The organism is Pseudoalteromonas thalassia (genome assembly GCF_049257215.1).
GTDB classification, from domain to species: Bacteria; Pseudomonadota; Gammaproteobacteria; order Enterobacterales; family Alteromonadaceae; genus Pseudoalteromonas; species Pseudoalteromonas lipolytica_C.
Map to the genome: position 1 here is coordinate 26,585 of NZ_JBMMUE010000022.1, position 23,209 is coordinate 49,793.

Sequence of the window (23,209 nt, forward strand, 5' to 3'; positions counted from 1 at the left end):
GCTACAAAAAAGCCAGCACTGAGCTGGCTTTTATTAATTGGCTACTGCTTACTTCTGAAGTACAGAAATATCAGCAATATCTAAAAACAGACGGCTTAGTTGGCTTAATAATGCTAAACGGTTTTGTTTAACCGCTTCGTCATCGGCCATTACCATGACGTTATCGAAGAAGTTATCAACACTCTCACGAATACCCGCAAGTTGTGACAATGCTTCTTGGTAATCGCCATTTGCATATAAAGGTGCAAGCTCAGTTGCAAACTTAGCAACGTGTGACGCTAATACTTTTTCTGCGTCATCGCTTAATAGGCTCTCATTTACATCAACTTGTGTTGTGATGTCATTTTTAGCCAAGATATTGCTTACACGTTTATTTGCTGCTGCAAGCGCTTCTGCTGCGTCTAATGTACGGAAGTGACTTACCGCTTTAACACGACGATCGAAATCAACAGGTTTAGTTGGACGACGTGCTAGTACAGCTTGGATCACATCAACTTCGATACCTTCATCTTGATACCATGCACGAAAACGACCTAGCATAAACTCAAACACATCTGTTGATACGTTAAGGTTAGTTAGCTTTTCACCGAATAGCGTTTGTGATTTAGCAACAAGGTCTAAGATATCTAGCGGTAATGATTTTTCAACCATGATGCGAAGTGCACCAATTGCAGCACGGCGAAGTGCAAATGGGTCTTTATCACCTTTTGGCGCTTGACCAATACCGAAAATACCCACCAGCGTATCAAACTTATCAGCAATTGCGACAGCACAGCTGATCACATTTGTTGGTAAGTTATCACCCGCGAAGCGAGGCATGTATTGTTCATTTTGCGCGAGTGCAACTTCTTCAGCTTCACCGTCGTGACGCGCGTAATGCATACCCATTACACCTTGTACGTCGGTAAATTCCATGACCATTTCGGTCATTAAGTCTGTTTTACTTAACAGACCTGCACGCTTAGCAAGCTCGGCATCGGCACCTAATTGCTCAGCAATGTAACCTGCAAGCTCACTAATACGCTCAGATTTATCTTTCAGCGTACCAAGTTGCTTTTGGAATAAAACAGTATCTAGCGACTCTAAACGGCTTTCTAGCGTTTTCTTCTTATCTGTTTCGTAGAAGAACTGTGCATCGGCTAAACGAGGACGAACAACTTTTTCGTTACCCGCAATTACTACGCTTGGATCTTTACTTTCGATATTAGAAACAAATAGGAACTTGTTTAGTAAGTTGCCATCTTGATCTAATAACGGGAAGTACTTTTGATCGTCCTTCATAGTATAAATAAGCGCTTCAGAAGGAACGTCTAAGAATGCTTCTTCGAATGTTGCTGTTAGTGTTACTGGCCATTCAACCAACGATGTTACTTCTTCAAGTAAGTCTTCATCCATCGCTACTTTTGCATTTACAGCAGCTGCGGCTGCTTCAATCTGCTCACGAATTTGCTCTTTACGCGCTTCGAAGTCAGCAACAATATACGCAGACTTAAGAACATCAAACACATCATCAGCGTGGTTGATTGTTACTTTTTCTGGATGATGGAATCGGTGCCCTTGTAATTGGTTACCAACTTGCTTACCAAGGATCTCACCTTCGATTAGCGTGCTACCAAATAAAATGGTTGCTGTGTGTACAGGACGAATGAATTGCGTTTTACTCGCACCCCAACGCATTGGTTTAGGGATAGGTAATTTTGCAAGTGCCTTGTTTACAGCATCGCTCATAAGCGAAGTTGTTGCTTGACCTTCAACCTGTGCTTTATGTAATAACCAAGCACCTTTATCTGTTTCAATCGTTTCTGCATCGCTTACATCGATACCACAACCACGTGCCCAACCCATTGCTGCTTTAGTTGGGTTTCCATCGGCATCAAATGCGGCAGCTACTGCAGGACCACGCTTTTCAACTACTTTGTCACTTTGCTTTGCTTCAAGTGCTGTTACACGTAAACCTAAACGACGTGGAGATGCGTACCAGTTAACACCTTGATGTGCTAATTCTAAGCTTGCAAGTTCTGCTGTTAAGTTCTCAGCAAATGACTCAGCAAGTTTACGAAGTGCTTTCGGTGGCAACTCTTCAGTGCCAATTTCTACTAATAAATTTTCTGCTGACATGCTAATTCTTAATCCTTACAAAGCGGGAAACCAAGTGCTTCACGGGCATCATAGTAACTTTGTGCACACGCTTTAGATAAAGCACGAACACGTAAGATATAACGTTGACGTTCTGTTACTGAGATAGCGTGACGAGCGTCTAATAAGTTAAACGCATGTGATGCTTTCATTACTTGCTCATAAGCTGGTAATGGTAAGCCTGCTTCGATTAGCTTTTCACTTTCTTTCTCACAGTGATCAAACTGTGCAAATAAGAACTCAACATCCGCTTGTTCGAAGTTATAAGCTGACTGCTCTACTTCGTTTTGATGGAACACATCACCGTATGTTACACGTCCCATAGGACCGTCTGCCCATACTAGATCATAGATGCTATCTACGCCCTGTATATACATTGCTAAACGCTCTAGACCATATGTGATTTCACCCGTAACCGGTGAGCACTCTAAGCCACCTACTTGTTGGAAATAAGTGAATTGAGTTACTTCCATACCGTTTAGCCAGATTTCCCAACCTAGACCCCAAGCACCTAATGTAGGTGATTCCCAGTTGTCTTCTACAAAGCGAACTTCGTCAGTTAGCGTATCAATACCTACAGCAGCTAAAGAGCCTAAATAAAGCTCCTGGATGTTCTCTGGTGATGGTTTTAATACTACTTGGAATTGGTAGTAGTGTTGTAATCGGTTCGGGTTTTCACCATAACGACCATCAGTTGGACGGCGGCATGGTTGAACATACGCGCTCGACATTGGCTCTGGGCCAATCGACTTTAAGAACGTTAACGGATGAAATGTCCCTGCTCCCACTTCCATATCCAGTGGTTGAGCAATCACACAGCCTTGCTGTGCCCAATAGTCCTGTAAAGCCAGGATCAAACCTTGAAAGGTTTTAACGTCATATTTTTGCATATTTGGCTTATAGTATCTGGTGCGTTTAGTCTGAAAATTGCTCTCAGTATACCTTGTGTGCAGTAAGGTTTTAAGCAGTTTGTGCTTTTTCAGTAATAAAAAAAGGAGCCATGTGGCTCCTTCTTATAAATATCATTATTTGCTTATACGTCTAGGTTAACTACACGTAGCGCGTTCGTTTCGATGAAATCACGACGAGGCTCAACTTGGTCACCCATTAGTGTCGCAAACAATTGGTCAGCGGCAACAGCATCTTCGATTGTTACTTTCAACATGCGTCGTGCAGCTGGATCCATAGTTGTTTCCCAAAGCTGATCAGGGTTCATTTCACCCAATCCTTTATAGCGTTGGATATAAAGGCCACGCTTCGATTCATTGATTAACCACTCTAATGCATCCACAAAGTTATCAACAGCTAATGTTTTTTCACCACGTTGTATGTAAGCACCTTCTTCAAGTATGTTAGCAATGTTTACGCCCGTTGCTGCAATGCGTTTATAGTCACGCGATGTAATGAAGTCATGGTTTAGTACATGAGCTTTATCCACACCATGCTGACGAATATTCACAACAGGATAATACATGTTGCGCTCAGTATCGTGCTCAGTGCCGGCGTGGAAGATAGTTGCATCTTCATCACGTGCAATTAAGTCGTCAACAAGGGTTTTAGTCCACTCTTTAACTTTTGCTTCATCTGCTAAATCAGCTTCGGTAATTTCGCTTTGATAGATTAAACGTTCCATAACCGAATTTGGATATTTACGTTTTAAGCGCTCAATAACTTTAACTGTATTTTGATAATCGTGAACGATTCTTTCTAAATCTTCGCCTTCAAGTGCAGATGCACCTTCACTTGTATAAAGTGCAGCATTGTTTAATGCCAATGACGTTAAGTAATCAACAAGTGCTGGATCATCTTTAATGTAGCGTTCTTGCTTACCTTTTTTCACTTTATAAAGTGGTGGTTGCGCAATATAGATAAAGCCTTTTTCTACAATCTCTGGCATTTGACGATAGAAGAAAGTTAGCAATAATGTACGAATGTGAGAACCATCCACGTCCGCATCGGTCATGATAATGATACGATGATAACGAAGTTTTTCTGGGTCATATTCATCACGACCAATACCACAACCTAGCGCTGTGATTAATGTTGCTACTTCTTGAGAAGAAAGCATCTTATCAAAGCGTGCTTTTTCAACGTTAAGAATCTTACCTTTTAGTGGCAAGATAGCTTGGTTTTTACGGTTACGACCCTGCTTAGCTGAACCACCTGCAGAGTCACCCTCCACTATGTATAGTTCTGATAAAGCTGGATCTTTTTCTTGGCAGTCTGCCAGTTTACCTGGTAAACCCGCTAAATCCATTGCACCTTTACGGCGTGTCATTTCACGTGCTTTACGCGCTGCTTCACGAGCACGTGCTGCATCAATGATTTTACCTACAACCGTTTTAGCATCAACAGGGTTTTCTAATAAGAACTCTGTTAGTTTTTCTGCCATCGCTTGTTCTACAGCAGACTTAACTTCACTTGATACTAGTTTATCCTTGGTTTGTGATGAGAACTTAGGATCAGGAACTTTAACACTTACAACTGCAGTTAAGCCTTCACGAGCATCATCACCCGTTGCGTTGCTGGTTGTTTTCGCTTTTTTGTTAAAGCCTTCTTTTTCCATGTAGTTATTTAGCGTACGCGTTAATGCCGCTCTAAAGCCAGCTAAGTGCGTACCACCATCACGTTGTGGAATATTGTTTGTGAAACAGTAAATGCTTTCTTGGAAACCATCGTTCCACTGCATTGAAACTTCTACACTAATACCGTCTTCTTCACGCTCATGGGTAAAGTGGAAAACACTTTTATGTACAGGTGTTTTATTACGGTTTAGATATTCTACGAACGCTTGAATACCACCTTCGTATTTAAAGTGATCTGTTTTAGTTTCTTCACGCTCATCAGTAAGAATGATACTTACACCTGAGTTTAAGAAAGAAAGCTCACGTAAGCGCTTCGCTAAAATGTCGTAGTGGAAATTCAGGTCAGTAAACGTTTCACCACTTGGCCAAAAACGTAACTCAGTACCTGTGTCATTTGCTTCACCAATCACAGCTAATGGTGCATCTGGCACACCCATAGTGTAAGTTTGTTGGTGAATTTTTCCTTCTCGACGAATAGTTAGTTGTAGTTTTTCAGAAAGTGCATTTACTACTGATACACCTACACCGTGTAAGCCACCAGATACTTTATATGAGTTATCATCGAACTTACCACCAGCGTGAAGTACCGTCATAATAACTTCGGCAGCTGATACACCTTCTTCTTCATGAATTGACGTAGGAATACCACGACCGTTATCTCTTACAGAGACAGAACCGTCTAAGTGAATCGTTACAAAAATATCATCACAATGACCAGCTAAGGCTTCATCGATAGAGTTATCAACAACCTCAAACACCATATGGTGTAAGCCTGTACCGTCATCGGTGTCCCCTATATACATTCCTGGACGCTTTCTTACTGCGTCTAATCCTTTTAGTACTTTAATACTCGACGAATCGTAATTCTCAGACATGGTTAATCCCACTTATCTTGTTATTAGGTTGCCATGTTTCACGTGGAACATTTTTAGTTCTCGTTGCATGGGTTCCACCACAGCAGAAATACTTTCAGATAAAATCGATGAGATAAAAAGTTGTGAATCGCAGTGTGTCAAAAGTTGACCCACTTTTTCTTTTGTATCTTCACCTAACTCTGAAGGTAAGTCATCTATTAGCAATATAGATTGCTTATTAGTTTCTGACTCAATTAAGCTATTTTGCGTCACTTTTAACGCATAAAGCAATAGCTTCAATTGACCGCGCGAAAATGTATTTTCTACGCTATTACCAGAAACGCTAAAACTAAAATCAGCTTTATGCGGGCCTTTACTTGTGAAACCTTGCTTGGCATCACGCTCAAAGCTTTGCTCAAGAGCTTCTGAGAGCATTTCACTCTCTTTCCAACCCGCATTGAAGTTAATTTGTAAATCGCTTACTAGCGTTAATTCTGCACACATTTTATCAAAAAATTGCTGCTTAAACCTACTTATATACGCGATTCTTAGATTATTTATTTGTTCAGCTAGTCTAACAAATTCTTTATCCCAAAACTTGATCTGTTGAAAATAATCTCGTGGCTTACTCTTTAGTAATGCATTCCGTTGCTTTAGTACTTTGTTAAAAGATTGCCACAAATAAAAGAAGTCATGTTCCACGTGGAACAATCCCAAATCGAGAAATTTTCTACGCTCTTTTGGGCCACCAAAAAACAAGGAATAACTTTCTGGCGTAATAACTTGAACAGGCATTAATTGAGCCAATTCAGATATTTTACGACTCGTTTTACCTTGAATTTTTAAAGATGTTTCACCCGCTTGGTTTTTGCTTATACCAATGGGAATAGACAAATCATGTAATGCTTTACGACCGTGGATCACAAACTTGTCTTGTTGATGCTGAATGATATTTTTGTGCTTGGCGGTACGAAATGATTTACCGTGAGAAAGGAAATAAATAGCCTCAAGGAGACTGGTTTTTCCGCTGCCATTCTCGCCGTAAATAATATTAATCCCATTTACTGGCTCGAGTGTCAGCGCCTCAATATTCCGAAAATTATTGAGGCTTAAATGACTTAAACTCATAAAGTCTATAAACGCATCGGCATAACAACATACATTGCTTCTTCGTCACCAGCACCTTCTATTAATGCACTACTATTTGAATCAGCAAGTGTAAAAGTAACATCTTCTGTTTTTAAGGTATTTAAAACATCAAGAACATATGAAACGTTAAAACCAATTTCTAGCTCACCGCCTTGATACATTACTTCAACTACTTCCTCAGCTTGTTCTTGCTCAGGGTTGTTTGCCGTAATCTTTAATAAACCTTCAGACAGATTTAAACGAACACCACGAAATTTTTCATTTGATAAAATAGACACACGTTGGAAAGCACTGCGTAACCACTCACGATTAGCAGTAATCACTTTGTCACCACCACGCGGCAATACACGACGATAGTCAGGAAAACGACCATCAACAAGTTTACTGGTAAATGTGAACTCTGTATCAATAATACGAATATGGTTAGCACCAAATTGAATGGTTACTAACTCATCATCAGCTACCATTAGGCGCATAATTTCTTGCACACCCTTTCGTGGAATAATTAGCTGACGTTGTGTATTCAAAGATTGCGGTAATTGCTTTTGTGCAATCGCTAAACGGTGGCCATCTGTAGCAACCGTTTTTATGTCAGTGTTATCAACTTCAAATGACATACCATTTAAGTAATAACGTACGTCTTGATTCGCCATAGAAAAATGTGTGCTTTCAAGAAGCTTACGTAATTCTAAGCGAGTCAGTTGAAACTCAACTTCACCATCCCACTGCTCAAGATTAGGAAAGTCTTCTGCAGCAAGAGTTGTTAAAGAAAAGCGGCTTTTACCACTGGTTAGTAGCAATTGGTGATCTTGGCTACTTAAAGTAAGGTCTGAGCCATCAGGTAAACTTTTACAAATATCGAGTAACTTTTTAGCCGGCAAGGTTAATTTTGTATCAGATGTGTCTTCACCAACGAACACACTCGCCACTAACTCAATTTCAAGATCGGTACCCGTCATCGAAAGTTGCCCGTTTTCTACAACTAACAGTACATTCGATAAAATCGGTAAGGTGTGCTTACGCTCAATCGCACCAGACACTTGAACTAAAGGTTTTAAAAATTGCTCTCTTGATATTGTTATTTGCATAATAAAGTCGGCCTTAAGATGACAAGGTTCTTATTAAGTTTTGATAATCTTCTTTCACTTCGTGGCTTTCATCACGTAGTGATTTAACTTTACGACAAGCGTGTAATACAGTTGTATGATCGCGACCACCAAAGGCGTCGCCAATCTCAGGTAAACTGTGATTTGTAAGTTCTTTTGATAATGCCATTGCTACTTGGCGTGGTCTTGCTACTGAACGACTACGGCGTTTCGATAGTAAATCTGACACACGAATACGATAATACTCAGCAACAGTGCGTTGAATATTGTCTATCGTTACCAGTTTATCTTGCAGCGCAAGTAAGTCACGTAGGGCTTCTTTTACAAAGTCGATCGAAATTGGACGACCAGTAAAGTTTGCATTAGCAATAACGCGGTTTAACGCCCCTTCTAATTCACGCACATTTGAACGCAATTTCTTAGCGATGAAAAAGGCAACTTCATGGGGTAAGTTAATTTTACTTTGCTGCGCTTTTTTCATCAAAATGGCAACCCGCGTCTCAAGTTCTGGCGGCTCAATTGCAATGGTTAAGCCCCAGCCAAAACGTGATTTAAGGCGGTCTTCAACCCCTTCTATCTCTTTTGGATAGCGGTCTGAAGTTAATATAATCTGTTGATTTCCTTCAAGTAAAGCATTGAAGGTATGAAAGAACTCTTCTTGTGAGCGCTCTTTATTAGCGAAAAATTGAATATCATCGATCATCAATGCATCAACACTTCGGTAATAACGTTTAAACTCTTCGATGGCATTATTTTGCAGCGCTTTAACCATGTCTTGCACAAATCGCTCTGAGTGCATGTAGACAATTTTCGCGTCTGGCTTATTAGCCATAATACCGTTACCAACGGCGTGTAATAAGTGAGTTTTACCTAAGCCCGTACCACCATATATAAATACAGGGTTAAATGCCGAACCTGGGTTATCTGCTACTTGAGTCGCTGCGGCTTTTGCTAATTGGTTTGATTTACCTTCAACAAAGCTATCAAAGGTATAATTTTCTTTAATGTTTGATTTATAACCTGATTTTGGCGCAGGCTCTACTGCTGCTTTTTCAGGTTTTGGTTGGAGTTTTTCGGCAGTGTGCTGTGCACTCACTGGTGCGCTTGCTTCTGATGCAGCCGGTGCTGATGCCGCTTGGGCATTTAAAATTGGTTTACTACCTACATCAAAACGAAGTTCAGGCGCTTCATCACCACAAATTTCAACGAGTAGTTCATTAATACGGTTTAAGTACTTTTCTCTCACCCAATCTAAAACAAAACGGTTAGGTGCATATATAGTCAACGTATCTTCGGTACTTTCTGCTTGAAGTGGCCTTACCCACATACTGAACTGCTGTGAAGGCAATTCATCTTGCAATACATATAAACAACTTTGCCAAACCGACAGATACACTATTAAACTCCCAGAGATTTAATTATTATTCCCGTTCATCTTTAATGATGGAAAATCAAACATTTATTGCTAATATTTGACCAATATTTCTGGCCAAGACCGACTATTATGAAGGTACTTTATCCACAAGTACAAGATTGATTTTTATTTAAAATATGATCTCGCACAAAGAAAATACTAAACCATTGATTATTGTATAAAATATTTTTTAACTCCGAATAGTGATCATAGCAAATTAAGGGGCAGATCGCGATCAAATTCTACGATCGAATTCGCTTTTCCCAAGCTTTTATTCACTTTTTATACAGAGGCTGTGGAAAACTTCTTATTTATGATGATCCTATATGATCACGAAATAAGATCCTTTATAATTACGGCCTCTGCAGCGTTTTAATGATTGACTTTTGTTGTCTTCATCTATAATATCTCGCGCTCGCAATGGCACCTGTGCCAGGATCGCGACCTGCATAGGATGTTTTAACCTTAACCGATCGGATGGAATTGTTATGAAAAGAACTTTTCAACCTAGCGTTTTAAAACGCAAACGTACACACGGTTTCCGTGCTCGTATGGCAACAGCAAATGGCCGTAAAGTATTAGCTCGTCGTCGTGCTAAAGGCCGTAAAGTTCTTTCTGCTTAATATATAAGTGGAAGACTTTAGCTTCAGCAGGGAGTTACGTCTGTTAACTCCCTCGCATTACTCTCGAATCTTTAATGAACCAGCACGCGCTGCGACTCCTTTCTTTACCCTATTAGCTAAACGCAATGACCAAACTAATCCTCGATTAGGTCTTACGGTCGCCAAAAAACGCGTTAAAAAAGCCTGTCAACGTAATCGAATTAAACGACTTGCTCGCGAAAGTTTCCGTTTAAATCAACATAAACTCGATAACATTGATATTGTGCTGATGGTTAAAAGTGGTATAGATGAACAGTCAAACGAAGAGCTGACAAAACAACTGAATAAATTGTGGCGAAAAATAAATGAGCGCTGCAAGCCAGGTGCGCCAAAACCACCACCATTCAAAAAACGCCCCAAGAAATCAGCTAATTCTAATAATCAAGCTTGATAGCAATAGAATTACAGGCTTAATTAAGGTATCTTTAGCTCACCTTTTAATCATGCATTTAAAATTCTTCGCTAGGAATTTAAATTCATGGTATCCATTGACTAAATTAACGCAGGGGCTGACACATCATGAGGTTACTTAAACCACTTGTTGCTATTCCAAAGCGCTGTTTAGTCATGTTAATTCGAGGCTATCAAAAGTGGATAAGCCCGTTATTAGGCCCGCATTGTCGTTTTAATCCAACTTGCTCTAGTTACGCAATTCAAGCAATTAATTTGCACGGAAGTGTAAAAGGCAGTTGGTTAGCTGTTAAACGCATATTAAAATGCCATCCTTTACATGCTGGTGGGGATGATCCCGTACCGGCAAAAAATCATATTAACCACCAACACGAGAAATAAGAGCTGTTATGGAATCGCAACGCACGTTTTTATTAATCGGCTTGATGCTTGTGTCGTTTTTATTATTCCAAGAATGGAATAACGACTACAATGCACCAAAAGCTGATCCAAGTGCCACAACACAAACACTAGGCGCAACTACACCAGAATCTGATGACTTTATTCCAGCATCATCTGACGGTGAAGTACCAACTGCTACTACAGCAAAGCGCTCAGTTATCGATGTAACAACTGATGTATACACTGTTAAAATTGACACCCGTGGTGGTGACATTATTGAAGCAGACCTACTTCAGTACGAAGAGACAAAAGGCAGTGATACCCCTTTCATGCTACTTGGTGAGTTTGATGGCAACCAATACTTCTCACAAAGTGGCTTAATTGGTTTAAATGGCCCAGATGCAACTGTTGCTGGTCGCCCTGTTTATAAAACCACTCAAAAAGCGTTCACTTTAAATGGTGATGAACTGCGTGTACCACTTGAGTTTACCGACAGCAAAGGTGTGACGTTTACTAAAACCTATATATTCAGAAAAGGCGACTACGCTGTAGGTTTAGAGTACACAGTAAACAACGTAACAGCTGATCCAATTCAAGTTCAGTTATACACGCAAGTAAAACGCACAGTACAAGAAAAAGGTAGCTTAGTAGATCAAAACTACTTAGGTGCAGCATACGGTACTGAAGAAGAGCCATACGAAAAGTATAGCTTCTCAGACATGGCTGATAAAAACCTTAACATCACCACAGCTGGTGGCTACATTGCATTTATTCAACACTACTTTGTAAGTGCATGGGTACCTAAGCAAGATCAACAAAATACCCTTTACAGCAAGTTAGTAGCTGGTAATGCGGCAATTATTGGTACTAAGGGTGAAGCAGTTAACGTACAAGCAGGTACGCAAGCGACACTTACTTCTACTTACTACATGGGCCCGAAAGAGTCTGATGTACTAGAAGCGATTCACCCAGACTTAGACCTAACTGTAGACTATGGTTGGTTGTGGTTTATCTCACAACCATTATTCGTACTACTTAAGTGGTTACACAGCATCCTAGGTAACTGGGGTCTAGCTATCATTGCAATCACGGTTATCGTTAAAACAGCAATGTACCCGCTTACTAAAGCACAATACACGTCAATGGCGAAGATGCGTGCCTTACAGCCTAAAATGGCTGCACTAAAAGAGAAGTATGGTGATGACCGTCAAAAATTCGGTCAAGCGATGATGGAAATGTACCGCAAAGAAAAAGTGAACCCTATGGGTGGCTGTTTCCCACTGTTACTACAAATGCCAATCTTCTTAGCATTATTCTACGTATTCTTAGAATCAACTGAGCTACGTCATGCTGAATTCATTTTATGGTTAAATGACTTATCAGCAATGGACCCATACTACGTATTACCGGTTTTATTTGGTTTAAGTATGTTCATCACTCAAAAGCTGCAACCTATGACAGTTACTGATCCTATGCAGCAAAAAATGATGACCTTTATGCCAGTAGTATTCTCAATTTTCTTCTTATGGTTCCCATCTGGCCTAGTACTTTACTGGTTAGTATCGAACCTTATCTCAATCGCACAGATGCTAATCATCTACCGCGGTATGGAGAAAAAAGGTATTAAGGTAAGAGGCTAAACTCTTAACCCAACAAAAAAGGCGCTAATTAGCGCCTTTTTTAATACCTGAAAAAATTTAACCGAGGATAGGAGAATATACCTGATTAGGCACACTACGCTCAGTAAAGCTCAAACTTGTTGTTAGTAGCGAAGCAACCACCAAACCGATTGCAATCCCCCCAGATACTCCAAGCCACTTTACAGCTGTTGTTTTACGCTTAACCCTAAGCCAACTCATATAAATGCCAGCAGCACTTATAAAGCTCATCAACGCACCAAACAACCCCCAAATAAGTTTAGTACCAACTCCTGCAAAGTTACCAAAGTGCAGCGGATCAGCGGTATCTGAAATTCGGGCTACAATAGGTAATTGTTCGCCTATTTGTATACCTAGTAACTCACCCGAGCTTGGTTTTAAATAAACACGGTTAGCACGCAGACGCAGTAAAATATCATCGTTATAACCACGCACTTCAATAGGCTGATCCGCTTTATTTGGATAACGAATATAGCGAATATCAAGGCTCGGAAACGCCTGTTGAGCGGCCTTATAAGCTGCAGTTAAGCTAATTGGCGATATATCTTTACTAGGGCTTTGTTTTTTAAACTCACTTACCGCTTGTGGCGCAGAAACAGTATGCGACACTTTAGCTGTTTGCAGCCCATGCTCTACCAGATACCAAACACCTGTAATGGCCATCACTGCGATAAACCATAAACTCCAAAGCCCTAACAGTTTGTGCCAATCAGCCCAACTACTGCGTTTATCAAGACTAAGCGCAGCAGGCTTTTTCATAAAACCTTGCCACCAGCGCCGATACACATAAAAACTCGAGACCAATAAAATAACGAGTAACATACTCAAACTGGTAACGATTAATTTACCCGTCCAGCCCATCGACAAATTCATATGCCAATTACGTAAAAACCGCGATATCCGCGCCCACTCTCCTTCACCAAGTAAGCGGCCCGTTGCAGCATCTAAATAAACAAAACGAAATGAATCACCGACTTTAAGAGCCGCTTCAGTGGCAAGGTAATCTTGTTTATGACGTTGGATATAAAGTAATTGACCCTGTGGATAATGCTTATTTAGGGTGTTTTCGATAGCCTGATAGTTAGTCGAGGCTGAAGAAGATAAAGCACGATACTTAGCGTCTGTTAAGTATTCGAGTTCATGACTTAACGTAGCGAGTGTCCCCGATACGCAGGTAACAAAAAGCAGGACTCCAACAAAGAGTCCTGCCCAGGAATGTAAATTAAACCAACTTTTAGCGTTCACACGCCACCATTAAAAGCTGTATTTAGCACTTAAATAGACACGGCGTGGTTCACCAGGAAAGTGCCCTGTTCGCTCAATAAAGCCACTGCTTGCGTATTCTTTATCAAACAGGTTTTTAACTGATAATTGCCATTGCCAGTTATCAACGGTTGTTTGCCATGCCATGTTGTAAATCGTATAAGGTTTAACGCGTTGGCCACCTAAACTAAGTTGTTCATCAACATAATCTAAACCCGCAGAAATAGATGACGATAAGCTAGGTAACTCATAGCGTGTCCAGATACCTAGGGTATTTTGCGGCGCGTTGGCAAATTTATCGCTATCAGGAATTTGGTTACGAATGCTGTCGTTTGCTTTAGTAATACGGGTATCATTATAGGCATAGCTTGCAGTAACCACCCAACGCTCAGTGATGTCACCCACTACTTCGAGTTCAAAACCTTTACTTTGTACTTCACCAACGGCAACTAAGTCATCAACACCATCACCCGCAACATCACCTAATAAACTAGGTTGCAGGATATTTTCGCGGACAATATCGTACACAGCCATATTAACAGCAAGCGTGTCATCTAATAATTTGGTTCTTAAACCTAACTCATTAATACGGCTAGTCTCTGGCGAGAAAGGGCCACCCTTCGCAGTTTCTTGATCACTGGCACTTTGCGGCACAAACCCAGTGCCATGCAGTGCATAAGGGAAGAACATATTGTTAATGTTATAGCTGGTACCAATGCGGTAAGTTAAATCGCTATCAGAAAACTCGGTTTGATTTAACAGATCTTTATCTTCAAAACGGTCATATCTTAAGCCAGCTGTGACGCTCCAATTAGCGGTGATATCAAGTTGGTCTTGCAAGTACGCGCCAAAGCGGGTGCTATTCGTTTTCCCAAGCCTTGGTGTAATACTATCAAGATCATAATCATCGGCAGAGGTTAAACCATATTCAGGATCGTTAAGATCAAGACCAGGAACTGGGCCACCTTTACTTTGCTGCGTAGCTGTACGGTACACACTTTCAAAATCATGTTCATACCAGTCACTACCAAACAGTACTTGATGCTGCATGTTGGCAAATGCAAACTCCGCAATCGCATTGGCAGTTAAACTAAAGCCGTTGTTCTCACGTACTTGATCACGAAACTCACGATGACTCCAATCAACAATACCGTCGTCGTTAGTATCTACTAGACCTCTTGGCTCATGGTAGTTTTGCACTTCTTTGTTATCAAAATAGCGTGCCGTGACATCTGTACGCCAAACATCATTAAAATCGTGTTTTAAAGTCGCCTGATAAACATGCGCTTCAACATTTTGAAAGTCTGTTGCCTCGTTATGGTTCCAGCTAATGTCAGTTAGAAAATTGCCATTATCATCAGCAGGGACACCACGTAAACGTGCCCCACCCAACTCCTGCTCTATATAGGTATACTGCGTGGTTAATTCAGTTGCACTATTTATAAGCCACGTATATCCAAGGTCAACAATGGTATTATCGCTGCTAGTATTTGCACGGAATGGTTTTTCAGTATCACGGTAGATACCAACACGATAAGCATGGTTATCAAGTGATTCACTCAGCGTTCCAGTGCTTTCTAATGCACCACTGAAGAAATCATCATTACCCACTTCAACTTCAATACTGTGCTCACTAGTGAATTTAGGCTTCTTAGTTACATAGTTAATAATACCGCCCGGATTACCGCTACCATAAATGGCGCCAGCAGGGCCTTTTAAAACCGCAACTTGTTCGATATTAAATAACTGCGGCACAGCAAAACCATTGAAAGGGTCGCCCTTTACGCCATCATATAAAATCTCATCTTGGCGAAAACCACGAAATGTCACGCCGGAATAACTAAAGGCATTAACACCAGCAATATTGCTATAAAGGTCGGTAATTTGGCGAGCAGCCTGATCGTTAATCAGCTCCTGCGGCAAAATTTGAATTGACTGAGGTATTTTTTCTAACGGTGTATTAGTACGAGTAGCAAAACTTGACTCAGTTGGTCGATATAAAGAAAACGCACGGCCAACAACTTCTATTTTTTCGATCTCTTTAGAATCGTTTTGATCAGTAGAAACTTCAGTTTGAGCATGGGCAACGCCCGAAAAACCAGCAGCAAGTGCAATAAAAACAGCAGAAAGACGCATAATAAAAAAGGACACAATTAAGAATGCGCAACATGGTAATGAATATAATTATCATTTGCAATGACGATTTATTATTAATTAAAGCTAAATAAAGTATTACTTACATCAAACTTTTGCTATTTCATTACTCAAACAGCTATTCGCATGAAATTAAGCCATAGGTTACAATAGAGCCAGCATTCATTCTTTTATTGGCATTATTTCATCGCATGATTAATCAAGACACAATTGCAGCACAAGCGACCGCACCAGGACGTGGTGGGGTTGGTATTATTCGCGTCTCTGGTAGCTTAGCTAAAACAGTGGCAGAGCACATTATTGGCCGTTGTCCTAAAACACGTTACGCAGACTATGTGCCTTTTAAAAGCTTGAGCGGTGAACAGCTTGACCAAGGTATTGCTATTTACTTTCAAGGTCCAAATTCATTTACCGGTGAAGACGTACTTGAACTACAAGGTCATGGCGGCCCTGTTGTACTTGATATGCTATTAAAAGAAATTAGCCAAATTGACGGTGTACGTTTAGCAAAACCGGGTGAGTTCTCTGAGCGCGCATTTATGAATGACAAGCTTGATTTAACTCAAGCAGAGGCAATTGCCGATTTAATCAATGCAACCAGTGAACAGGCAGCAAAAAGCGCCCTACAATCACTGCAAGGTGAATTTTCTAAACATATCGAAACGCTGGTGGAAAAAGTCATTCACCTACGTATGTATGTAGAAGCCGCGATTGATTTTCCTGATGAAGAAATCGACTTTTTATCAGACGGTAAAGTTTCAGCAGATCTTGATGCCATTATTGAGCAACTCGATAATGTAACTCAGCAAGCTAAACAAGGTAGCATCATGCGTGAAGGTATGCGTGTTGTTATTGCGGGTCGCCCTAACGCTGGTAAATCAAGTCTACTCAATGCATTAGCTGGCCGTGATGCAGCCATCGTTACCGAAATAGCCGGTACAACACGTGACGTATTACGTGAACATATCCACATTGATGGTATGCCACTGCATATTATTGATACCGCAGGCCTACGTGAAAGCCCAGATAAAGTAGAGCAAATTGGTATTGAGCGCGCATGGGACGAAATTAACCAAGCCGATCGCGTACTATTTATGTTAGACGGCACAGATACATCAGCCACTGATCCCCATGATATTTGGCCAGAGTTTATGGCCAAGTTACCTGAGGGAATGGGTGTTACTGTGATCCGTAATAAAGCCGATATTTCCGGCGAAAGTGTCGGTATGGATGAGCATGATCAATATCCTGTGATCCGTTTAAGTGCTAAAAATGCTGAAGGTATAGAGTTAGTTCGTACTCACTTAAAGGCATGTATAGGTTTTCAAGGGGCAACTGAAGGTGGATTCATGGCACGCCGTCGTCACTTAGATGCACTGGACCACGCAGCCTTTCATTTAAACACCGGTAAAGAGCAATTAGAGATGCATATTGCTGGTGAGATCTTGGCTGAAGAGTTACGCCTAACTCAACAGTTCTTAAATGAGATAACGGGTGAATTTACTTCTGATGACTTGCTAGGGAAAATCTTTAGTTCGTTCTGTATCGGTAAATAAATTCCGGTCATCAATATTATAAAAAAGAGTCGCAAGGCTAATGTCGATCAGTTAAGGAAAAGCTAATAAAATAAAGGGCTACAGCGATGATTTATAAAAATCTAACTGTAGCCCTTTTGCTATATGGTTTTTAGCTAATTTTGTCGCTACCTGCGTTAAGCAGTCTTAACTGAATAATACTCACATATTTATTCAAAAACTGCTTAACTGACTGGCATTGGTCGCAAGGCTCTTTTTTATTTTTAATCCAGCAATTAATTATCGGTTCAGGGCCGAAACCAGCCAGTATTAAACTCAGTTTCCATTAGTCTAGTGATGTCATTAAACGGAGGACATCATGGACAAATATCAACTATTTCACCAACTACACCACCAGCCAACAGGCTTTGTACTTGCTAATGCGTGGGATCTTAGTTCTGCACAATTCATTCAAGCTGCGGGGGCTAAAGCCCTAGCAACAACCAGCTGGGGCATTGCTGCCAGCTTAGGTTTAGCGGATGGTGAAAACATCTCTTTTCAAACTCAATTAGCGCTGGTTAAAAGCTTGACTAAACACATACACATTCCACTCACTGTCGATATAGAGTCAGGCTACAGTAACGATCCGCTGCAAATTAGCCAAAACGTTTTAGCGTTAGCAAGATTAGGGATTGTAGGTATCAACATTGAAGACTCAAACAAAGACACTAACGCACTCAGATCTATCGAACAGCAATGCACTATTATTAGTGAGATAAAGAAAGTACTTAACGAAAATGGCTTCGGTAGTTTATTTATCAACGCCAGAACCGATACCTTCTTTGTTAGTGATCGCCCTTTTCAAGCAACATTAGAACGCGCAAAAGCCTATCAAAATGCTGGTGCAGATGGTCTATTTGTACCTGGCCTTACAAACATAGAGCAAATAACCAGCTTAACAAACGCGATAGATATGCCACTAAATGTGATGGCAATGAGCAATTTTAACTCAGCAAAAGCGGCTTTCGCTGGTGGCGCTACACGTTTTTCATTGGGTAATTCGCTCTATGATCTAGTGGGTAATACAATTAAAAGCACCTTAATTCAGCTCGAAAGTTAACTTGGTAAACAAAAAAATCAGATCAAAACAGCTTTTAAGATCGAGTTTGTCTAAAAATGTTATCCACATTTGGGGTATTTTTAGATCTGAAAGCTGATTTGATCATAAAAAATCGCTGATATTTGAGCTCGCTGATGATCAACAGCCATTTTTTATAATTAATTTTCTTAAAAACGGCCTTTATATGTGCTGTTTTAAGTTTTTTTCGATCTATTTTATTGATCACAATTTACAAACCGATCGTTATCAACAAGCGATCTATCCACAAAACGATCACACTCAGCACGACTTACAGATCTAACCAATCTTTCTCTTTGCGACGGCTAAAGATCAATAACTTAGCAAAGTTATACAGTTTACAAAATCAAACTTGATCAGAACTTTCCCCAAAATTATTAACAGCTTGATCAAAGGGTTAAACTCGCTAAAAAATTAAAAAAACTATTAAAAACAGTAAATTGTAAAAACAAATAAGTTTAAGCACGTATTTTAACCATAAAAACTTATTCAGATCGTAATTCAACGCTTTACTCACACCCTAAGTTCGTTATCATGTGGCCACTTATTTCTATACATGATCAAGCACATGCAATCAGTAAATATCATCGTTGGCAGCCAAATGGGATCGGCAGAGTACGTGGCAGAACAGCTCGCTGAAGCCCTTGAACAACAAGGGATCCAAGTTAAGCTGCATGAGCAGCCGGTATTTGATGATATTGATCAGCAAGACACAATCTGGTTGTTATGCACTTCAACTTATGGCGCCGGAGACTATCCAGATAATTTATTGCCATTTATTGAATCAGTTAACCAACAAGTTGATCTAAAAGAATTAAACTACAGTGTGGTCGGTTTGGGTGACACCAGTTACGACACCTATAACTATGCAGCTCGTAACCTAGATGAGTTATTAGCAAGTAAAGGTGCAACACGCGTGGCAACGCGCTTAGAGCTTAATATTCTTGATGAAGAACTACCCGAGGACACAGCATTAGCTTGGTTGCCAAGCTGGATCGAAGCGGTGGGTCTTAATTAAGCCGATCGATGATGATCGTGTTTTAAAAGTTATCAACAATTTACTGATAATTTAGATCGAATTGTGGATAAACACTGATCTAACTGCGATTTTAAGGTAGTTTATCCCTTGGATAAGATCCACTCGATATTGCCCTGTGTATAAATAGGCCTTTTGATCAAAGCTTGTTCCCCGTAAGATCCGATCATATTAACACCTTTAGATCTGCGTTAAGATCATGTTTTAAATAGTAAAGCAAACATTATCAACAGATCTAGCCGTTACTAGTAGTAAAAGTAATAAAAGATCTCTTTAAAAGATCCTTTATATTATTAGAGATCACCCACTTAGATCTTGAGTACTGTTTAATCATTTATCTTCTCTAAATTTCTAGGTAGAATACGCTCCCTTTACAAAGTTTTGCTGGTCGATTAAGTAGGATCCCATAAATGATTTTTCACGAACGTTTTGATGTTATTGTTGTAGGTGGTGGACATGCAGGTACTGAAGCTGCATTAGCATCTGCTCGCATGGGCATGAATACCCTATTGCTAACTCATAATATGGATACCCTTGGTCAAATGTCTTGTAATCCGGCAATTGGCGGTATTGGTAAAGGCCATTTAGTAAAAGAGATCGATGCTCTAGGTGGTGCTATGGCACAAGCAATCGATAAAGGCGGTATTCAATTTCGTACTTTAAACTCATCTAAAGGCCCTGCTGTTCGTGCTACACGTGCGCAAGCTGACCGTGCTTTGTATAAAGCCGCTATCCAACACACTTTACAACATCAAGAAAATTTAAAGATCTTCCAGCAATCATGTGACGATCTGATTGTTGAAGGCGATCGTGTAATGGGTGTGGTAACACAAATGGGTCTTCGTTTTAGTGCCCCATCAGTTGTACTTACTGTAGGTACTTTTTTAGGTGGTCAGATCCATATTGGTTTAGAGAATTTCAAAGGGGGTCGTGCTGGTGATCCACCTTCAATTGCACTTGCAGAGCGCTTACGTGAATTACCATTTCGTGTTGATCGCTTAAAAACAGGCACGCCTCCGCGTATTGATGCACGCACTGTTGATTTTAGCAAGATGCAAGAACAGCCAGGTGATACTCCAACGCCGGTATTCTCGTTTATGGGTAAACAGTCAGATCACCCACAGCAGATCCCGTGCTACATCACCTATACAAATGAAAAAACTCATGATGTGATCCGCAACAACCTACATCGTTCACCTATGTATTCAGGTGTTATTGAAGGTATTGGTCCTCGTTACTGCCCTTCAATTGAAGATAAGATCGTACGTTTTGCTGATAAAGACAAACATCAAATCTTTGTTGAACCTGAAGGTTTAACATCATACGAATTATATCCAAATGGTATCTCGACGAGTTTACCGTTTGATGTACAACTTGAAATTGTGCAATCAATCACTGGTTTTGAAAATGCACATATTTGTCGTCCTGGTTACGCAATTGAATATGATTTCTTTGATCCGCGCGACTTAAAACAGTCATTAGAAACTAAGTTTATTAATGGTTTATTCTTCGCAGGCCAAATCAATGGTACAACGGGTTATGAAGAAGCTGGCGCGCAAGGCTTAATTGCTGGTATGAACGCGGCATTACAAGTACAAGGAAAAGAGTCTTGGACACCACGCCGTGATGAAGCATACACAGGTGTACTAATTGACGACCTAGCAACATTAGGTACTAAAGAACCGTACCGTATGTTTACTAGCCGTGCTGAATACCGTTTATTACTTCGTGAAGACAATGCTGATATTCGTTTAACTGCAAAAGGTCGTGAACTTGGTTTAGTTGATGATGCTCGTTGGGCTGCCTTTAACGAAAAAATGGAAATCATCGAAAAAGAAACGCAACGTTTAAAAGAAACGTGGATCCACAAAGATCACGTTGCTGTCGATCAAGTAAATGCGTTATTAAAAACGCCACTGACTCGTGAAGCGAGCCTTGAAGATCTGATCCGCCGTCCTGAAATTCGTTATACCGATTTAATGGCGATCGATGGTTTAGGTTCTGAGTTTGATAACCAAGCTGCACTTGAGCAAGTTGAAATTCATACTAAATACGCAGGTTACATTGCTCGCCAACAAGACGAGATCAATAAGCAATTGCGTCATGAACAAACTGTATTACCAAAAGACTTTGATTATTCAACTGTTTCTGGTTTATCAAATGAGGTTATTGCGAAGCTTACTGATAGTCGTCCAGATACAATTGGCCAAGCATCGCGTATTTCAGGTATCACCCCTGCTGCTATTTCGCTATTATTAGTCTATCTGAAAAAGCAAGGCTTACTGCGCAAGACTGCGTAGTTGGTGAGGAATACAGTGTTACAACAACAATTAACTTCACTGTTAGCGCAAACTGAAATTGCGCTAACAGAAAAACAGCAACAACAACTTGTGCAATATGTTGAATTATTAGACAAGTGGAACAAAGCGTATAATTTAACCTCTGTTCGTTTACCTGAAGAGATGATGGTTAAGCATATTATGGATAGCTTAGTTGTTGCACCACACCTTAAAGGCAAACATTACATCGATGTTGGTACGGGTCCTGGTTTACCGGGTATCGTATTAGCCATCGCCCTACCTGATACACAATTTATTTTGTTAGATAGTTTAGGTAAGCGCATACGCTTTTTGATGCAGGTAAAACATGCACTTGGCCTTGAAAATGTAACCCCAGTGCAGTCTAGAGTTGAAGAATATCAACCAAGTGTTAAATTAGATGGTGTATTAAGTCGTGCATTCGCCTCTTTACAAGATATGGTTGACTGGTGTGCGCACTTGATTGATCATTCAGGCAAATTTATCGCTTTAAAAGGCGTATTTCCGAGCGAAGAACTAGACTCATTACCTAAAGGTATTAAGTTTGACGAAAAAATCAGCTTGGAAGTACCTGAGTTAGATGCGCAAAGACATCTAATCATTCTATCTAAAGACTAGGGATCAGAGCACTGTGGCAAAAGTCATCGCATTAGCAAACCAAAAAGGTGGTGTTGGTAAAACAACCACCGCTGTGAATCTCGCGGCATCGATGGCCGCGACGAAGCGTAAAGTGTTATTAATCGATCTTGATCCGCAAGGTAACGCAACCATGGGGAGCGGTGTCGATAAATATGGTGATGTTGCGACTATTTACGATTTATTGATTGAAGAGACACCAATCGAAGAAGTCATCAATAAAGAAACCTCAGGTGAGTACCACTTAATTGCTGCTAATGGTGATGTGACTGCCGCTGAAGTTAAATTAATGGAATTGTTTGCTCGCGAAGTACGTTTACGTAATGCGTTAGAAAAAATTCAAGATCAATACGACTTCATTTTTATTGACTGCCCGCCTTCACTAAATATGCTGACTGTTAATGCAATGGCTGCCGCAGACTCAATTTTAGTTCCAATGCAATGTGAGTACTATGCCCTTGAAGGTTTAACGGCGTTAATGGATACCATTACGCAACTTTCTAAGTTAGTAAATCCAGCGTTAACAATTGAAGGGATTTTGCGCACCATGTATGATCCGCGCAATCGCCTTGCAAATGACGTATCTGAACAACTAAAACAACATTTTGGCGATAAAGTATATCGTACCGTTATCCCACGTAATGTCCGTTTAGCAGAAGCGCCGAGCTTTGGTGCCCCTGCCATGTATTATGACCGTGCATCAAGTGGCGCTAAAGCATACTTAGCCCTAGCCGGCGAAATGTTACGTAGAAAAGAGAAAACATCTTCAGCAGTAGCCTAACTTCGAGGTAAAA

General features: G+C 40.4%; 18 protein-coding genes. 10 read left to right on the top strand and 8 right to left on the bottom strand.

The genetic code is table 11. The features are described 5' to 3' along the window. Positions 1-48 precede the first annotated feature (48 nt). From glyS to dnaA, 6 genes are all read right to left on the bottom strand, one after another. Positions 49-2,118, bottom strand: coding sequence for a glycine--tRNA ligase subunit beta (glyS, locus tag AAEU31_RS19135; protein WP_421968044.1), 2,070 nt, complete (start codon positions 2,116-2,118; stop codon positions 49-51). Positions 2,119-2,126: 8 nt separating this feature from the next. After that, positions 2,127-3,026, bottom strand: a complete 900-nt coding sequence (glyQ, locus tag AAEU31_RS19140; protein WP_054554789.1) for a glycine--tRNA ligase subunit alpha — start codon at positions 3,024-3,026, stop codon at positions 2,127-2,129. Between the two features lie 143 nt (positions 3,027-3,169). Continuing rightward, the gene (gyrB, locus tag AAEU31_RS19145; protein WP_199526834.1) at positions 3,170-5,596 is read right to left on the bottom strand and encodes a DNA topoisomerase (ATP-hydrolyzing) subunit B; all 2,427 of its coding nucleotides are present in this window, start codon (positions 5,594-5,596) and stop codon (positions 3,170-3,172) included. Between the two features lie 12 nt (positions 5,597-5,608). Next, entirely contained in the window at positions 5,609-6,703 is a 1,095-nt protein-coding gene (gene recF, locus AAEU31_RS19150) for a DNA replication/repair protein RecF (RefSeq protein ID WP_199526835.1), read from the bottom strand. Between the two features lie 5 nt (positions 6,704-6,708). Then, positions 6,709-7,812 (bottom strand): DNA polymerase III subunit beta, encoded by a 1,104-nt coding sequence (gene dnaN / locus AAEU31_RS19155; protein WP_199526836.1) that lies wholly within the window; start codon positions 7,810-7,812, stop codon positions 6,709-6,711. Positions 7,813-7,825: 13 nt separating this feature from the next. Continuing rightward, the gene (dnaA, locus tag AAEU31_RS19160) at positions 7,826-9,226 is read right to left on the bottom strand and encodes a chromosomal replication initiator protein DnaA (protein WP_135923085.1); all 1,401 of its coding nucleotides are present in this window, start codon (positions 9,224-9,226) and stop codon (positions 7,826-7,828) included. Between the two features lie 506 nt (positions 9,227-9,732). Between dnaA and rpmH the strand changes: the two genes are divergently transcribed. From rpmH to yidC, 4 genes are all read left to right on the top strand, one after another. Then, positions 9,733-9,867 (top strand): 50S ribosomal protein L34, encoded by a 135-nt coding sequence (gene rpmH / locus AAEU31_RS19165; RefSeq protein ID WP_008488847.1) that lies wholly within the window; start codon positions 9,733-9,735, stop codon positions 9,865-9,867. Between the two features lie 7 nt (positions 9,868-9,874). Beyond that, positions 9,875-10,297, top strand: a complete 423-nt coding sequence (gene rnpA, locus AAEU31_RS19170) for a ribonuclease P protein component (protein WP_138557625.1) — start codon at positions 9,875-9,877, stop codon at positions 10,295-10,297. Positions 10,298-10,425: 128 nt separating this feature from the next. After that, positions 10,426-10,698, top strand: a complete 273-nt coding sequence (gene yidD / locus AAEU31_RS19175; protein WP_054563758.1) for a membrane protein insertion efficiency factor YidD — start codon at positions 10,426-10,428, stop codon at positions 10,696-10,698. A gap of 8 nt (positions 10,699-10,706) precedes the next feature. Further along, positions 10,707-12,338 carry a membrane protein insertase YidC gene (yidC, locus tag AAEU31_RS19180; RefSeq protein WP_421968045.1) on the top strand — a complete coding sequence of 544 codons (1,632 nt, stop codon included), beginning with the start codon at positions 10,707-10,709 and terminating at the stop codon, positions 12,336-12,338. A 57-nt stretch (positions 12,339-12,395) separates the two neighbouring features. Here the strand turns inward: yidC and AAEU31_RS19185 are convergent, their stop codons facing one another. Next, positions 12,396-13,601: a PepSY-associated TM helix domain-containing protein gene (locus AAEU31_RS19185; protein WP_421968046.1), complete on the bottom strand. Its 1,206-nt coding sequence runs from the start codon at positions 13,599-13,601 to the stop codon at positions 12,396-12,398. Between the two features lie 9 nt (positions 13,602-13,610). Then, a complete protein-coding gene (locus AAEU31_RS19190) occupies positions 13,611-15,755 on the bottom strand; it encodes a TonB-dependent siderophore receptor (protein WP_421968047.1) in 2,145 nt (714 codons plus the stop codon). Positions 15,756-15,964: 209 nt separating this feature from the next. On the opposite strand from AAEU31_RS19190, the gene mnmE reads away from it, so the two are divergent. The 6 genes from mnmE to AAEU31_RS19220 all read left to right on the top strand — a co-directional run bounded on the left by mnmE (position 15,965) and on the right by AAEU31_RS19220 (position 23,196). Continuing rightward, entirely contained in the window at positions 15,965-17,329 is a 1,365-nt protein-coding gene (mnmE, locus tag AAEU31_RS19195; RefSeq protein WP_421968048.1) for a tRNA uridine-5-carboxymethylaminomethyl(34) synthesis GTPase MnmE, read from the top strand. Positions 17,330-17,666: 337 nt separating this feature from the next. Next, complete coding sequence (locus AAEU31_RS19200) at positions 17,667-18,407, top strand: isocitrate lyase/PEP mutase family protein (RefSeq protein WP_421968049.1); 741 nt, start codon at positions 17,667-17,669, stop codon at positions 18,405-18,407. A gap of 586 nt (positions 18,408-18,993) precedes the next feature. Beyond that, positions 18,994-19,443 carry an FMN-binding protein MioC gene (mioC, locus tag AAEU31_RS19205; RefSeq protein ID WP_199526843.1) on the top strand — a complete coding sequence of 150 codons (450 nt, stop codon included), beginning with the start codon at positions 18,994-18,996 and terminating at the stop codon, positions 19,441-19,443. Between the two features lie 428 nt (positions 19,444-19,871). Continuing rightward, on the top strand, positions 19,872-21,761 hold the full coding sequence (gene mnmG / locus AAEU31_RS19210; RefSeq protein ID WP_138557631.1) for a tRNA uridine-5-carboxymethylaminomethyl(34) synthesis enzyme MnmG: 1,890 nt from the start codon (positions 19,872-19,874) through the stop codon (positions 21,759-21,761). A gap of 15 nt (positions 21,762-21,776) precedes the next feature. Beyond that, positions 21,777-22,397 (top strand): 16S rRNA (guanine(527)-N(7))-methyltransferase RsmG, encoded by a 621-nt coding sequence (rsmG, locus tag AAEU31_RS19215; RefSeq protein ID WP_421968050.1) that lies wholly within the window; start codon positions 21,777-21,779, stop codon positions 22,395-22,397. A gap of 13 nt (positions 22,398-22,410) precedes the next feature. Further along, positions 22,411-23,196 carry a ParA family protein gene (locus tag AAEU31_RS19220; protein ID WP_063701404.1) on the top strand — a complete coding sequence of 262 codons (786 nt, stop codon included), beginning with the start codon at positions 22,411-22,413 and terminating at the stop codon, positions 23,194-23,196. Positions 23,197-23,209 lie beyond the last annotated feature (13 nt).

Coding starts and splice junctions, on each gene's coding strand:
- glyS (WP_421968044.1), bottom strand. CDS start 2,118: ATGTCAGCAGAAAATTTATTAGTAGAAATTGGCACTGAAGAGTTGCCA.
- glyQ (WP_054554789.1), bottom strand. CDS start 3,026: ATGCAAAAATATGACGTTAAAACCTTTCAAGGTTTGATCCTGGCTTTA.
- gyrB (WP_199526834.1), bottom strand. CDS start 5,596: ATGTCTGAGAATTACGATTCGTCGAGTATTAAAGTACTAAAAGGATTA.
- recF (WP_199526835.1), bottom strand. CDS start 6,703: ATGAGTTTAAGTCATTTAAGCCTCAATAATTTTCGGAATATTGAGGCG.
- dnaN (WP_199526836.1), bottom strand. CDS start 7,812: ATGCAAATAACAATATCAAGAGAGCAATTTTTAAAACCTTTAGTTCAA.
- rpmH (WP_008488847.1), top strand. CDS start 9,733: ATGAAAAGAACTTTTCAACCTAGCGTTTTAAAACGCAAACGTACACAC.
- yidD (WP_054563758.1), top strand. CDS start 10,426: ATGAGGTTACTTAAACCACTTGTTGCTATTCCAAAGCGCTGTTTAGTC.
- yidC (WP_421968045.1), top strand. CDS start 10,707: ATGGAATCGCAACGCACGTTTTTATTAATCGGCTTGATGCTTGTGTCG.
- AAEU31_RS19190 (WP_421968047.1), bottom strand. CDS start 15,755: ATGCGTCTTTCTGCTGTTTTTATTGCACTTGCTGCTGGTTTTTCGGGC.
- mnmE (WP_421968048.1), top strand. CDS start 15,965: ATGATTAATCAAGACACAATTGCAGCACAAGCGACCGCACCAGGACGT.
- AAEU31_RS19200 (WP_421968049.1), top strand. CDS start 17,667: ATGGACAAATATCAACTATTTCACCAACTACACCACCAGCCAACAGGC.
- mioC (WP_199526843.1), top strand. CDS start 18,994: ATGCAATCAGTAAATATCATCGTTGGCAGCCAAATGGGATCGGCAGAG.
- mnmG (WP_138557631.1), top strand. CDS start 19,872: ATGATTTTTCACGAACGTTTTGATGTTATTGTTGTAGGTGGTGGACAT.